Here is a 13,027-nt window from a genome sequence, read left to right as displayed (position 1 = left end):
GGTGAGGGCTCTTAACCTGAGGAGCGTGGAGGCGTTCCTCAGGTTCGTTGAACGTTATTTAGGTGGACCGCCGGGGCTGATGAAAATCTTTAAGTTACGTTAAAGTCCCATAACTGCTGTATAAAGATAATGGATAGAACTTCCTCTCTTCTCATTTATTATAGTTGGGGGATTTCAGCGTATTACAGTTTCTGGAGAAAAGAGTTAAAGTACATAATCTCTATGGCACCTTTAGGCATGGTTGATAGCTTGGCAGAATATGTTAATTAAATTCGTTCGTCAAATTATTTTATTGTAGCAATTCCTTCAATAATAGTAAGTATTGTAGGTTTTCTTTTAGTAAAATACTAATTCAAACTCTCATAGCCAAGTATTTTCGTGTATATTATTAAGACTGTAAACTTAATTGTGCAAAGAAAGATCTTGATTCTTCATATTTTTAACAATTTTTATAAACCTTAAATATTCGTACTCAGCTATAGGGTGAGTAAAAGCTAATAGCGATAAATAAGTTGATATCGAAACGCGACGTTTTACTCTTATCTTATTTTTTCCAAATAATTGGTACGCAATTAATACTCTATCCTTAAGTTTTAATGCCGCATAAGTATCTGCATCAATTTCATATGCTAAGCTAGAAATTGTGTACCCTATATAAAACAATAATAGCGATAATAGCTTAAATATTAATAAAAAATTAGCAAAGTCCAAGAATATTACCGGAAGTGAAGTAATTAACTCAATTATTAATGTATATAGTAAACCAAAATAAAGTAACGTAACTATATACTCTATAACAGGGCTAAGAATTAGTGCTATAAATGCTACAATAAAAAATAACATTACCTCATCATATGCAGTAATACCGAAGAAAGGTAAAAGGAATAAGACTAATTGAAAAGAGGCTAGAATTCTAATTAACCATTTATATTTTCTAGCAGCGGCTGGTATAATTATAATAGATAGAGCAAGAGCAAATGGAGATAGCTTTCTAGCTAAATAATATAGCAAGCAAAATGGCTGTCTAGAGTGTCCTTCCTCATGATATTTTATAAAGAGAAACACATCTGGCATGTCCACTGCTATTGACGAAATAGATATCTCTTTCCTTTTTATGACATAGAGACCCAGGTAATGCTTTGAAGGTATTAATTTTACATCTTTAATTTTAACTCCTCTAATGTTGTAATTTATTAGAGGAATGAAATTAAGAGAAATTGAAATCAAGTAGCTCAATACATCTACAGAGGGCAATAATACACCATAAGTTGCAGTTAATGCAATAATGTAGATGAGTAACGAAAGGCCATTGTAAAATCTTAATGATTGCATTCTATCACCGATTTTATCTCTTTTATCCAAATCTACTATTATATAGCCTTTTTAGTTATTTCTTCCCCAACTCATCCTTTGACTCTGAGTACCTAAGATATTGAACTCTCTATTAACTGCAACTAATTTGCCTAAGTATTTAGGATTCTTTGCTATCCAACTTTCGGGCATGTATTTACTTACGACGAATTAACTTTATCTACATTTTAGGAATTGCATCTATAATTTTATTTTATATTTATTATCTTGATTATAAATACGTTATGCCCCTATACTTGAAGAAATTTATTCCTTAGATTTTAGCGTTCTAACTATATAGGAAAGAAGAATCAGCAAGGATTTCCACGTAGGAAGATAACGGATAATGGTTAGGTAAATCTCTGAAATTCTTAATAGATAAGAATGGTTAGAGTCACAGATATTGGCAAAGTGTCAGTTACATTATTGGAGGAGGTCTAGTTTCAGTAATAATTGAAGCTTTAACACACTTTCCTCCTCTCTCTATATATTCCTTACTGTTATCGCATATTTCCTTACTATTGAGATCGAAATTCCTGCATCTTATCTTCTCAAATTCGAATTAGCCCTACGTGAAAAAGGTATTTCAGAAGGTATTTCACACGTCATAATAAAACAATATTGATTTTTCCTAATTGAAGCATCTCTATCAATTTAGACAGAGTGCCAAGTATCGCATATTCAGTTTTTTGCGGAACTGAGGAATCTTTGCCGTCTGCTTTCAAACTTTTTTGAAGGCAAAACTGACGGGATGACAATGCCTATAAACGCAAATTGGCAATCATAATACTAGACGATAAGATGGGCGAAAAACAACGTCATTATAAATTCGGCGACTATATCTTAAGGAAAAAGGTCGGTACTTTGTTCATGAATTAGAAAATGTAAACGATGAGACAAAGGAGCGTTACGTCGTTTCTTTAGCCGACGTTGTCGGATCGTATCTAATAATGAAAAAGATAACAGCATTAGGGGTGTTGGTGGGTATCCCCATAATATGGGGCCGCCGGGATTTGAACCCGGGACCACCAGCGTACTGGTGGTTGGGGTTTTTAACCCCAGGCTGGCATCCTAGTCCAAGCTAGACTACGGCCCCTTAATGTATGTTATAGTTCTAAGCACTAAAAAGTTGACTATTTCCTATATTTAAATAAATACTTTTATAATACGAATACTTTCGGTTTACTCTCCCCAAGTTAGTTATACTATTACTGAGAGAGATTATACGAAAAATTCTAAAGTAAGACAAGGCGTTTCGGATATATTAATAGACCACTAAGGGAATACTCGGTGACTAAAAATACCGGTAAAGTATACATGTAAGAACTGTGGGTATACTTTGTATAAATTTGAAAAGGTAGGGCAAGACTTTTATGGAGTCAGAACCCCATCAGAAATAAAGCTGATATATGGCGGTAAATGTCCCAAGTGCGGTCATGAGATCTCAGCACCAGCTCTGGAAGACATTACAATAGTCTCTAAGAAAAAACTTCCAGCAATTCTTTAACGATTTGATCGAAAGGTACCCCTTTTAAGTACTTGCGTGCTAGATCAACTCTTTTTAACCACGATAATATCGAGGTGACATTTTTCGGGTTCTCTTTAACTGACGCGTCATCGTAATCAATAACGTAAACTCTGTCGCTAACTAAGACGTTCTTATATGGTCTCACCAATTCTCCATGCTCTATCTTCTTATCCTCGAGGATTTTAGCTGCTTCTAAGAGCTTTATGATCACTTCAACCTTCTCGTTGTGTTCTAAGTGCCTACCGGGAATGTAATCCATAACAATGAAGTTATTACCATAATAATATACTTTAGGAGCTACTGGGTAAGCCAACTCTTGAATCTTACCTTCGATTTTAAGGCTTTCTTTTGGTGAATCAGCCCTCCTTATTTTCACTACCTTGCCTCCTCCTATATAGACGACAATTCCAGTCTTTCCCTTACCAATAATTCTGTACTTACCCAACTGAACGTCACCGAAAGAGTAAACTTCAGTTATACCGTATTCTTTTAGCTCTGCCTCTATCCTCTCATTGTAAAAGGGGTAAATCATTTCCCTTACTTTAACCATGATGGCGTCTTTCTCAGGAAACGGTGTAACCACGGATCGTCCTTCACCTCCTTAAGGGTCTCGAATTCAAGCTTGAACTTGTACTTGAACGAGATAGTCCTTTTGAGTATCTCAAAAACATCGTACTCCTTCCTTTCCTTTATAGAGTAAAGCCTACCGTCCTTACCTACCCATACGTTTTCGTTCATTTTGATGAACTTGTCCACACTCTCTTGTTGATAGTAATAAGGACCTACGTTTAAATAATACTTACCAATATCCTTACTCTCCAATTGGATTGCAATAGTCAACCTTTCCTCATTACCCCACGCATTTACATCAATTACCTTAAACCCTACACTCGTTAGTATATTCTTAATCTTTTCCACATTCTTCCAGACTTGTCCCCAAATAATATCCTCCACTACCCTCTCTTCAATAAGGACGTTGACTAGTATGATGTCTCCCTTGATCTTATCGTATTTCAAGTCTTTGGGGAAGAAGTAGTCTACGGAAGGCTCTCTCAAGTAATACCTAGCCGCGATCGAGAACAGAGCTACTTTTTCTAATGACACAGCCGAAGCGGCGTTTCTTTTCGGATCTACTGGGTCGGGTATCTGTAGTGGTTCCGTGAAATCTTTCGCTGGCTCTATCAGGTGTATTTTTATCGGCGGTTTAACCCACTTTGATGCGTGTTCTAGCACTTCCCTGAAACTCCCATATTTTATGACTAATAACTCTGATACGTAGCCGGAGAACCCTTGTACTTTTATTTCAGCGCCATAAGCCCCTATTCCTTTGAAAAACCTCTTCAGTAGCCTGACCTCATCTTTTCCCCTCTCGTCTAGATGTTCTAATACATATTTTGTGTGGAACGGAGTCCTGTCTGCAGCTGTTATAGCCTCACTCCCAGAGTTTATTTTCAACGCTGGAACTACGTCGACTTCTATACCGTCAATGTAAAGCATAAGGTAAGGGTGTTCAGCATATGCTATCATGTATTTCATGTCCGAGAAACGCGAGATGATCTCCTTTATCGCCTTCTCTTTTAGGTAGTCTTTTCCTACCTCTTTAGGGAAGAACACAAACACGTCTAAGTCCGTGTCACCTTTGAGCCAAGTACCCTTTCTAAAGGAGCCCTCGACTTCAGCTTCATAGCCCTTGAGTCTTTCTAAAACCTCTCCCAGTATCTTCTCTAGCCTTAGCTTTTCAGTCTCTTCTGGCTTTATAATCTTCAGTACTTCATCTTCTATCAACGCTCTTCACGCTATATAAAGGATCATAAATGGGACCTTTTGGAGTTAACGTACTTTTGAAGAGGGTGATCTCCTCCACGGTAATTTCTCCAAAATCTGTACTCGCATAATCGTTTAAGATTTGAATTAGATTAACAACTCCTCTAGGTCCTTTTATCCTTCCTAAAGTGAGGTGTGGAGAGAACTCTTTTTCGTCCTCTGGTCTTATCCCCCTTGAGACCAACTGTTTATATAGTTCACCCCTGAGTTTTCTGAGTTCACTTGCTCCTTCACTTAAGCCTATCCATAATACTCTGGGCTTGTTAAGGTTAGGAAATGCCCCGGTACCGAAAAACTTTACTTTGAAAGAGTTAAAAGACACGGCGTTCATCGAGTCCTTTACGAGGTCTACCTTGTTTTCTGGTAACTCCCCGAGAAAGATCAGTGTTAAGTGAAGGTTCCAAGGCTCAACGAGCTTAACGTCTCCCCCGACTCTGTTCAAAACCTCGAGAGCCTCAGTTATTTTAGGTAACTGAGGGATTTTTAATGCAATAAATAGCCTCAACACTTTTTAAAACCCCACTGATGAGATTGTAGGTGGTCACTAATTAAAATAATTGCAATTACTGGAATGCCTGGGTCGGGTAAAGGAGAACTTTCCCGTCTCTTTCAGGAAAAAGGGATAAAGGTAATTGTGATGAGTGATGTCCTGAGAGAGAGGTATAGAGCTGAGGCAAAGGAAGGAGAAAGGCTGATGGACTTTGCCTTTAGGATGAGGAGTTTATACGGGAAGGGTGTTGTGGCAAAAATGTGTTTAGAGAAACTCTCTGGAGACGAGAAGGTCGTCGTATTTGACGGAGTGCGAAACTGGGAGGAAATAGAAGAGTTCAAGAAGAGGGGGGAAGTAGTTATAATTAACGTTCACGCGAGCCCAAAAACCAGATATGAGAGGTTGATGAGGAGGGCGAGAAAGGACGACGTGCTCACAGTTGAGGGGTTAATGAAGAGGGACTTCGAAGAGTTAGAGATGGGTATAGGGACTGTGATAGCGTTAGCTGACCACGTACTAGTTAACGACAAGAGTTTAGAGGAATTTAAGAGGGAGGCTGAAGAGTTAATTAATAGATTAATATGACCAGAGTCGTGGTAGAAGTCGAAGTAAGACCGTCAGAGGACAAGGACAAGGTCCTTCAGGCTATGCTGAACTTTTTCGACTTCGAAAGGATAAGTGAGGAAAAAGTGGGTATATCTCTTGTGATAATAGGAGAATCGTCCACTTTAAGATCACTTATGAGGTTTCACCGAGCATTGAGAGAAGAGAAAATTCTAGATTCGGCTAGGAAATACTTATACAAAGGTATTAATGGGAACAGCATATCGTTTATGTTAAACAAACAAGCAGCTGCAGTGAGGAGAATATCGTTTGTAGATAGTGAAAACGAGTCACCCTTAGGGCCTATAAAAGTAAGGATAGAGTACAAAGATCCACAGACAGTAATCGATTGGCTCACCCCGAAGACAGCAAAAGGGGTACCGCTATGGGAAAACCCAATACCTCAGGAGTGATTTTTCTATCACTCCTGAAGGATATAATAGGAAAAGGGCTCGGGTAGAAAGGTCTTTTCAAAAACTTTCATTGCCTCTTTCAGTAGAGGCGTCGCATCGTCATAGCGTGGACTTATGTGTATTAAAGCGAGCCGTTTAACGTTAGCTTTAGTAGCTACAGTAGCTGCGTCTTTACTGTTGGAATGCCCGTATTCGTAGGCTTCTTTCTCATTTAAAAAAGTTGAGTCGTGCAAAAGTAGGTCTACTTCCCTAACGGCATTTATTACGTCATTGCAAGGTGCTGTATCACCAGTATATGCTACTTTGATCCCTTTCTTAACCACCAGATAATCCTCAGGCAAGAGCACTTTGGTACCTATTTCGACTCTCTTACCATCTTTTAAAAGTCTCATTATTCTCCAGTCCTTAATTCCCTCTCTTCTGAGCCTCTCTGCATCTATATTTATTCTGTCTTTTTCTTCAAAGATAAAGCCATAGGAATTAACTACGTGACACGTCCTGAACTTTGTTATCCTTATGTTAGAGTCCTCGTATGATTCCGCAAATTCTATCTCGTAATTAGGGCGAAAGTAAGTCCTATTAAAGACCTCTGAGACGAAGTCCCTTAGCTCTGGAGGTCCTAATAAGGTCAGTTTTTCTTTCCTAGAATACATCCCCATGGTCTCTAACAGTCCCGGTAAGCCTAATACGTGATCTCCGTGTAAGTGAGTAATGCCTATCACCCTTATCCTCATGAAGCCCAGTCCGGAATCTATAAGTCTTTGTTGCGTCCCTTCTCCTACATCGAAAAGTGCGTAAAGTCCCTCCCTTTGAACAAGGTAAGCCGGTAAACCTCTCTTGTTAGGTGCTCCTCCTCCGGTTCCTATAAAGTATATCTTGATCATTTGGTTACCACGTAAATAGCCCTACTTAGACTTTTATGCTCGTATATAGTATGGATTTTAACACCTTTAAATCCCGCACTTTTTAGGTCATCCCTCCAGTCAAATTTGAAGTCCGTAGTGAAAACAAGTTTTTGGTTAACTAATTCGCTAGCTTGGTAGAAGAACTCTCGGTAAAGCTCTTTCAGTCCCTTTGGAGAGAAAGACCTACCGTAAGGAGGATCCGTTACTATAGCTTCTACCTTCCTCACGGGTGAATTTCTTGCGTCTGCTTGGAATACCTCGCATTCATAATTAAAATGCCTCAGGTTTGCTAAACTTTTTGCTATCATAACAAGGTCTATATCACTCCCTATACATCTAAGTCCCAACCACCTACTCTCGATGAGAATAGTTCCTGTTCCCACAAAAGGGTCGTAAACTTCCCTTAGGCTCTCGGATAAGTTAACCATTATCCTTCCTATCTCTGGATTTAGAGTTCCTGATTGAGAGTAAGGTCTTTTAGAGTGAGATAGTATAGATTCGGTGTGTTTTTCAGCCTTTCTTTCTCCCGCTATTATAACTCCTTCTGTTACGATCAGGTCTAATTTTTCGCATTTCTTAGAGGTTTTTATCGACGATAAAACCTCACCGTAAACGGTCTTTGCATAGTTCTTATACTCCCTCATAGGGACGTCTATATCAACTGAGTAGCACCTCCCCCTTAATGCCTCAACTACATCTTTAACGTCAGTAGAAATAGCTAAGGCTTTACCGGTCTTCTTTATCGCCCCTGACTTATACGCTACTCTCTCGTCTCCTTCGTAGAGCGCGACTCCATAATAATACTCCTTTTCGTTCCCGTGGATAATACTCCTTAATTCGTCTAGTGATAAAAAAATATTGTCTAAATTGAGGTAAGCATAGTTCATAACGTTCTCGCTACAGCCTCTGATACGTCAACTATCGTCACTTTACTTGGATCTTGCGGTATCGTATTGGTTATGATCACTTCCTCAGCACCTGCCTCGATTAGTCTCAAGTATGCATCTCCTATAAAGAGTCCGTGAACAGCAGTAACATAAACCTTCCTAGCCCCCTGCTTTTTAACCATGTTTATAGCCTGAACCATAGTGCCTCCAGTACTTATAACGTCGTCAATTAGTACCACATCCCTACCTTTTACCTCTAGTTCCGGTAAGTTCTTAATCCTTACTTCCCCAGTATTCAGATCCCTCTCTTTTTCGATAAAGGTATAGTCAGTAGATAGGATTTCAGCTAACCTCTTTGCCCTATTTAATGCTCCTTTATCAGGAGCTAGGACTAGTGGTTTCTCAGTCCTCAGTGACACGACCTTGGATATGTAGGGGATGGGGTCAATGACTTTAGTATCTCCCTCAAAGTACTCAAGCTCCTCATAATGATGAGGTTCTACTACCGCTAGTGAACTGGCACCGCTCTTTCTAAGTAGGTTCAGGATTGTCTTAATGCTTATGGCTTCTCCTTCCTTAAACCTTCTGTTTTGTCTCGAGTAAGCAAGGTAAGGGATAACAACTGTGATTTTATCTACTTTCATTTCGCTTAACGTCTCAACAACTAGAAACAACTCGATTAAATGTTTGTCTTGGGGAGGATATAAGGACTGTATCACTACGACGTCTTTATCCGTTATTTGTTCGGGTATTCGTACGTAAGACTCTCCGTCTGGAAAAACTTTATGTTCTATTTTTACAAGCTTTAAATTAAGTAAGCTCGAGACCTTTTCGTCTATCCCGTTAGTTGCCGTTCCTCCTAAAATGATCATTAAACTATTAAGTGAGTAAGTGGCTTTTAAGATTAAACGTGATGATTTAATGTATTTTATATTCGTCCTCGGTACAGCCGGTTCCGGTAAGACTACACTTGTGAAAGCACTGAGTGACTATTTAAACGGGGAAGAACTCGACACGGCGATTATTAACTTAGACCCAGCAGTAGAGAGCCTACCTTATAAACCCGACCTCGACGTCAGGGACTATGTAGATGCATTTGAGGTCATGGAAAGGTATTCCCTAGGACCCAACTCGGCACTCGTAGCTTCTATAGATCTACTTCTTACTAAGGCTAAGGAATTAAAAGATGAGTTAAACGAGATAGAAGCTAATTACGTTTTAGTTGACACACCGGGTCAAATAGAATTATTTGCATATAGGCAGACAGGTAGAATATTGTCGAAGTTAATCAGTGATGTAAATAAGTCCGTTTCACTATTCCTACTTGACTCGTTCCTAAGTAAAGAGGCTAGGAGTTTTGTGTCCCTCTTATTACTCTCTAGCTCCGTTAAGTTTAGGCTCGAATTACCTCAAATACTAGTCCTATCTAAGTCAGACCTCTTAACTCCTAAAGAATTTCAAGAGATGAAGAGCTGGATCGATGAGGGTAGGATGATAGACGAGATGGGAGTGTTAGACGAGTACTCTTTCGAACTGGTTAAAACTGTAGTTGAAAACTTGGACAATTTCCCGGTTCCCGTGTCTTCGACCACGATGGAAGGCATGGATGAACTCTACGCCGAGATCCAGAGGGTACTAGCGGGTGGAGAGGACTATGAAACTGAGGAACCGAATCCCAAGCTGTGAATAACCGAAACCTCAGGCTTTAAAATTTTGTTAGCAAAGAATAATATCATGAAGATCAAGGTAGTGGACGCCAACAATTTCTCGTTTATATTTAAGACGCTAACTGAGTTCATAGACGAGACTACGATCCAGTTAGACAAAGATGGTCTTAAGATAAAAGGGATAGATCCATCGAGGACTGTCTTAATAGACATTTTGATTCCCTCGGGATATTTCGAGGAGTACGAAGTTGAGGAAGAGACCAAGGTCGGGATGAAAATTGAGGACGTTGCCGATATCTTGGATACTGCCACTAAAAACGACTCCTTATCCTTAGATATACAAGAAGACAAGGTTGTGTTTGAGCTAGACGGAGAGTACGAGAGGTCTTTCACGTTACCGGTCCTATCTCCTACCGAGACGGAATTTCCTGAGATAAAGCTGGAGTTTCCGTTTAAGGCTCAAATGTTAACTGCAACATTCGCCGACTTGATAGACGAACTGGTAGAGACAGGGAGTGATATAATAAAGCTTAAGAGTGAGGGTGGTAAACTAATTATCATCGTCGAGGGAGATCTGGCTTCGGCGTCAATAGAGTTATCAAAGGAGAACGGGGGGTTAATGGAAAGTGAAGGATCAGATGCCGAGAGTTCTTACGGTTTGGAATATATAGCCAATACTACCAAAATGAAAAGACCGTCTGATACCGTGAACATAGAGTTCGGTTCTCAACTTCCGTTAAAATTGAGATATAACTTGCCTCAAGGGGGTTATGCTGATTTCTACATCTCGCCGAGAACTGAATAAAATAATTTACACACTTTTCAAAGAGTATTACGAGAACGCAATTTTAGAGCTGCCGAATGACATGGAGTTAAGGGAGTTCGCTTATCAGCCTTTTGATGCTGAAACGTACGTTAGACACCTCTCATTTACCAATCCTGACGAGTTGAAATTATTCCTCAGGGAGAAAGTTCCTTTACACCTATACTACTCATCGGCGAGGTATCAACTACCCCAAGCCAAAAACATGGAGGAAAAGGGTTGGTTGGGCTCAGACCTCCTATTCGACCTAGATGCAGACGAGATTTGTAACTTAAGAGTCAAGAGGTTTTGCGACGGCATGGAAGCTCTAATGCAGTGTGAGAACTCAATAGAGTACGTTGAATTAACTAAGGATTGTATGGAAAACGTGTTTGGGAAAGCCTTATTGATAAAGGACATACTCAAAGAGGATTTCGGGATGGATGCTAAAATTTACTTTTCTGGGAACAGAGGTTTTCATGTAAGGGTTGAATGTCACGGAGACTGCGCATTACTCGACTCCGAAGACAGAAAGGATATAGCGGACTATATCTCCGATCCTTCCCCTCCTTATGAGGGCGATGTCAACTCCCCAGGTTGGGTAGGGAGACTGGCTAGAGGGTTGAAGGGAGTCAGGATAGATCAGCAAGTCACAGTAGACCCGAAAAGACTAGTGAGGATACCGGGGTCTATAAACGGTAAGGCAGGGCTAAAGGTCTATGAGGTCAAAGGCGACACATTTGACTTTAACATCCAGTCCTTATCTCCCTTTAAGGGTTACGTAGCCTTTCTGTCATATGTTACTTATTCTTTACAGTTACCAGACGGGAAGATCGACCTCAAGAAGGACACAGTAATAAAGCTCCCCGCACAACTAGGTATTTATTTAAGCTTAAAGGGTTTAGGGGTGATTAAGGCATATGTTAGATGAGTTGGTGAGTAACGAGCTTAAACGAGATAACGAGATAACTGAGATCTCAAAAGACACTATAGAGAAGTTAATACAAGCTCTTTTGAGGCTGAGGAGGAAATACAGTGACGAACTTCACAAAGAGGAGCTGAAAATATACGAAGAATTAGCTGAATCACTCTTAGAGTTGAGACTTGAGAAAGTCATTGAGGGTTTTGAGCCCAAAGGCTTTGACAAAGACGTACTATCGCTCGTGAACGTAATGAAGAAGGTGTACATCGACTACGTGACTGGGAAGTACCACACGTACAAGGGAAAGGTGCTTTGCCTCAGTAATACTAAGTTCAGTCTGGGAAATACTGTAGTCGAGCAGGGTGACGTAATAATACTACCGTTAAACAAGGTTTTAGCTTTAATAACCACTAATTATATAACTCCAGTAGAAGTTAGAGAGTGATCACAAAATGAAAATCCCAAAAGTTCTCAGGACTTATTGCCCTAAGTGCAAGACACACACAGAACATTCAGTATCGTTATACAAGAGCGGAAAAAGAAGGACTCTCTCTGAAGGACAGAGGAGATATGATAGGAAGAACCTAGGATATGGTAGCAAGAGAAAGCCGGAGCAAAAAAGGTTCGCTAAAACTACGAAAAAACAAACTCTAACTCTGAAGTGCCAGAAGTGTGGCTATACAATTATGAAGGAGGGAATCAGAGTTAAGAAGTTGGAGTTAGTTGAGGTGGTTAAATGAAGGCTAAGTTCAAGGTCTTAATACCGGAGCCTAAGAGCAAATTTTACAGAGTGAAATGTAAAAACTGCGGTAACGAGCAAACGGTATTCTCTCACTCCACCTTCCCAGTACGTTGTCTGTCATGCGGATATCAGCTCATTATTCCCACCGGTGGTAAAGCAAAAATAGAGGGAGATATAGTTAGAATACTTGGTTAGAAATGATATACAACCAAAAGCAAATACCCGCGGAAGGAGAAGTTCTTATAGCAACGGTAAAACAAGTTTTTGATTACGGCAGTTATGTAACCCTAGACGAATACGGGAATTTACAAGCTTTTCTCCCTTGGAGTGAAATAAGTAGTAGATGGGTTAAGAATATAAGGGATGTAGTTAAGGAAGGGAGGAAGGTAGTAGTTAAAGTCATAAGAGTGGACAGAAAGAAAGGCACTATAGACGTTTCCTTAAAGAAGGTCACTGAAGACGAGAAAAGGAAGAAGAACTTACAGTGGAAGAAGTTACAAAAGGTAGACAAGATCCTTGAAATAATTTCTCAAAAATTGGGTAGAAACGAACAAGAGGCGTGGAGAGAAGTAGCTTTTAAACTCGAAAACAAGTATGGGGACGTTTATGAAAGTATGGTAAGGGCAGTTAAAGAGGGAGATTATGTACTGAGAGACGCAGGAGTAAACGAAATATGGATAAAACCGTTAATGGAGGAAATAGGTAAACACATTGAAGAAAAGAAAGTAAAGGCAAGTGAGATTGTAACGTTAAGATCTATTTCACCTGACGGGATAGAGAAGATAAGGAAAGTTTTCAGCGAAGCTGTTAGTAAATTTGAGGACAAAGAGGAGGAGATCAGGATTTACACAATTGGAGCACCTAGGTATAGGGTCGATGTGACCGGTACTGATC

At 39.7% G+C, this 13,027-nt stretch carries 18 protein-coding genes, 1 tRNA gene and 2 pseudogenes; 13 read left to right on the top strand and 8 right to left on the bottom strand.

The genetic code is table 11. The features are described 5' to 3' along the window. Nucleotides 1-103, top strand: a pseudogene (locus WIW52_RS01430) (transposase); the annotation flags it as partial. A 26-nt stretch (nucleotides 104-129) separates the two neighbouring features. After that, nucleotides 130-270 (top strand): hypothetical protein, encoded by a 141-nt coding sequence (locus WIW52_RS01425; RefSeq protein ID WP_337702985.1) that lies wholly within the window; start codon nucleotides 130-132, stop codon nucleotides 268-270. 132 nt (nucleotides 271-402) lie between these two features. Here WIW52_RS01425 and WIW52_RS01420 read toward each other — a convergent pair whose 3' ends face one another. After that, entirely contained in the window at nucleotides 403-1,362 is a 960-nt protein-coding gene (locus tag WIW52_RS01420; RefSeq protein WP_337708128.1) for a hypothetical protein, read from the bottom strand. An 815-nt stretch (nucleotides 1,363-2,177) separates the two neighbouring features. Between WIW52_RS01420 and WIW52_RS11250 the strand changes: the two are divergent. Next, nucleotides 2,178-2,282, top strand: a pseudogene (locus WIW52_RS11250) (putative integrase); the annotation flags it as partial. 66 nt (nucleotides 2,283-2,348) lie between these two features. Here WIW52_RS11250 and WIW52_RS01415 read toward each other — a convergent pair. Further along, a tRNA-Pro gene (locus WIW52_RS01415) sits at nucleotides 2,349-2,446 on the bottom strand. Between the two features lie 243 nt (nucleotides 2,447-2,689). Here WIW52_RS01415 and WIW52_RS01410 point away from each other — a divergent pair. Continuing rightward, complete coding sequence (locus WIW52_RS01410; RefSeq protein WP_337708126.1) at nucleotides 2,690-2,857, top strand: hypothetical protein; 168 nt, start codon at nucleotides 2,690-2,692, stop codon at nucleotides 2,855-2,857. Here the strand turns inward: WIW52_RS01410 and WIW52_RS01405 are convergent. Genes WIW52_RS01405 through thpR form a run of 3 tightly spaced genes read right to left on the bottom strand, consistent with a single transcriptional unit; the run spans nucleotide 2,829 to nucleotide 5,207 of the window. Beyond that, nucleotides 2,829-3,428 carry a serine/threonine protein kinase gene (locus tag WIW52_RS01405; RefSeq protein WP_337708130.1) on the bottom strand — a complete coding sequence of 200 codons (600 nt, stop codon included), beginning with the start codon at nucleotides 3,426-3,428 and terminating at the stop codon, nucleotides 2,829-2,831. The two genes, WIW52_RS01410 and WIW52_RS01405, sit on opposite strands and share 29 nt — an antisense overlap. Next, on the bottom strand, nucleotides 3,416-4,663 hold the full coding sequence (cca, locus tag WIW52_RS01400) for a CCA tRNA nucleotidyltransferase (protein ID WP_337708125.1): 1,248 nt from the start codon (nucleotides 4,661-4,663) through the stop codon (nucleotides 3,416-3,418). The genes WIW52_RS01405 and cca overlap by 13 nt, the downstream gene beginning before the upstream one ends. After that, on the bottom strand, nucleotides 4,650-5,207 hold the full coding sequence (gene thpR / locus WIW52_RS01395) for an RNA 2',3'-cyclic phosphodiesterase (RefSeq protein ID WP_443295391.1): 558 nt from the start codon (nucleotides 5,205-5,207) through the stop codon (nucleotides 4,650-4,652). Before thpR ends, cca begins: the two co-directional genes overlap by 14 nt. A 42-nt stretch (nucleotides 5,208-5,249) precedes the next feature. On the opposite strand from thpR, the gene WIW52_RS01390 reads away from it, so the two are divergent. Further along, nucleotides 5,250-5,777, top strand: coding sequence for a nucleoside monophosphate kinase (locus WIW52_RS01390; protein WP_337703185.1), 528 nt, complete (start codon nucleotides 5,250-5,252; stop codon nucleotides 5,775-5,777). Next, nucleotides 5,774-6,208, top strand: coding sequence for an RNA-binding domain-containing protein (locus WIW52_RS01385; protein WP_337708121.1), 435 nt, complete (start codon nucleotides 5,774-5,776; stop codon nucleotides 6,206-6,208). The genes WIW52_RS01390 and WIW52_RS01385 overlap by 4 nt, the downstream gene beginning before the upstream one ends. 8 nt (nucleotides 6,209-6,216) lie before the next feature. Here WIW52_RS01385 and rnz read toward each other — a convergent pair whose 3' ends face one another. The 3 genes from rnz to WIW52_RS01370 are packed head-to-tail and all read right to left on the bottom strand — an operon-like array spanning nucleotide 6,217 to nucleotide 8,872. After that, nucleotides 6,217-7,092 carry a ribonuclease Z gene (gene rnz / locus WIW52_RS01380; protein ID WP_337708119.1) on the bottom strand — a complete coding sequence of 292 codons (876 nt, stop codon included), beginning with the start codon at nucleotides 7,090-7,092 and terminating at the stop codon, nucleotides 6,217-6,219. Next, on the bottom strand, nucleotides 7,089-8,000 hold the full coding sequence (locus WIW52_RS01375) for a TRM11 family SAM-dependent methyltransferase (RefSeq protein ID WP_337708117.1): 912 nt from the start codon (nucleotides 7,998-8,000) through the stop codon (nucleotides 7,089-7,091). The genes rnz and WIW52_RS01375 overlap by 4 nt, the downstream gene beginning before the upstream one ends. Then, on the bottom strand, nucleotides 7,997-8,872 hold the full coding sequence (locus WIW52_RS01370) for a ribose-phosphate diphosphokinase (RefSeq protein ID WP_337708115.1): 876 nt from the start codon (nucleotides 8,870-8,872) through the stop codon (nucleotides 7,997-7,999). The genes WIW52_RS01375 and WIW52_RS01370 overlap by 4 nt, the downstream gene beginning before the upstream one ends. A gap of 49 nt (nucleotides 8,873-8,921) precedes the next feature. Between WIW52_RS01370 and WIW52_RS01365 the strand changes: the two genes are divergently transcribed. The 7 genes from WIW52_RS01365 to WIW52_RS01335 form a co-directional block, all read left to right on the top strand. Next, nucleotides 8,922-9,686, top strand: coding sequence for an ATP/GTP-binding protein (locus WIW52_RS01365; RefSeq protein ID WP_337703187.1), 765 nt, complete (start codon nucleotides 8,922-8,924; stop codon nucleotides 9,684-9,686). A 48-nt stretch (nucleotides 9,687-9,734) separates the two neighbouring features. After that, nucleotides 9,735-10,472: a DNA polymerase sliding clamp gene (locus WIW52_RS01360; protein ID WP_337708114.1), complete on the top strand. Its 738-nt coding sequence runs from the start codon at nucleotides 9,735-9,737 to the stop codon at nucleotides 10,470-10,472. Then, the gene (gene priS, locus WIW52_RS01355) at nucleotides 10,438-11,400 is read left to right on the top strand and encodes a DNA primase small subunit PriS (RefSeq protein ID WP_337708113.1); all 963 of its coding nucleotides are present in this window, start codon (nucleotides 10,438-10,440) and stop codon (nucleotides 11,398-11,400) included. The genes WIW52_RS01360 and priS overlap by 35 nt, the downstream gene beginning before the upstream one ends. Continuing rightward, nucleotides 11,390-11,836 (top strand): hypothetical protein, encoded by a 447-nt coding sequence (locus tag WIW52_RS01350; protein WP_337708112.1) that lies wholly within the window; start codon nucleotides 11,390-11,392, stop codon nucleotides 11,834-11,836. Before priS ends, WIW52_RS01350 begins: the two co-directional genes overlap by 11 nt. A gap of 7 nt (nucleotides 11,837-11,843) precedes the next feature. Beyond that, nucleotides 11,844-12,131, top strand: coding sequence for a 50S ribosomal protein L44e (locus tag WIW52_RS01345; RefSeq protein ID WP_337708110.1), 288 nt, complete (start codon nucleotides 11,844-11,846; stop codon nucleotides 12,129-12,131). Further along, nucleotides 12,128-12,328, top strand: a complete 201-nt coding sequence (locus WIW52_RS01340; protein ID WP_337703010.1) for a 30S ribosomal protein S27e — start codon at nucleotides 12,128-12,130, stop codon at nucleotides 12,326-12,328. The genes WIW52_RS01345 and WIW52_RS01340 overlap by 4 nt, the downstream gene beginning before the upstream one ends. Before the next feature lie 2 nt (nucleotides 12,329-12,330). After that, a partial coding sequence (locus tag WIW52_RS01335) for a translation initiation factor IF-2 subunit alpha (protein WP_337708108.1) occupies nucleotides 12,331-13,027 on the top strand: 697 nt, incomplete at its 3' end.

The organism is Stygiolobus sp. RP850M, from assembly GCF_037389295.1.
GTDB lineage: Archaea > Thermoproteota > Thermoprotei_A > Sulfolobales > Sulfolobaceae > Stygiolobus.
This window is presented reverse-complemented; position numbering and strand designations above follow the sequence as displayed.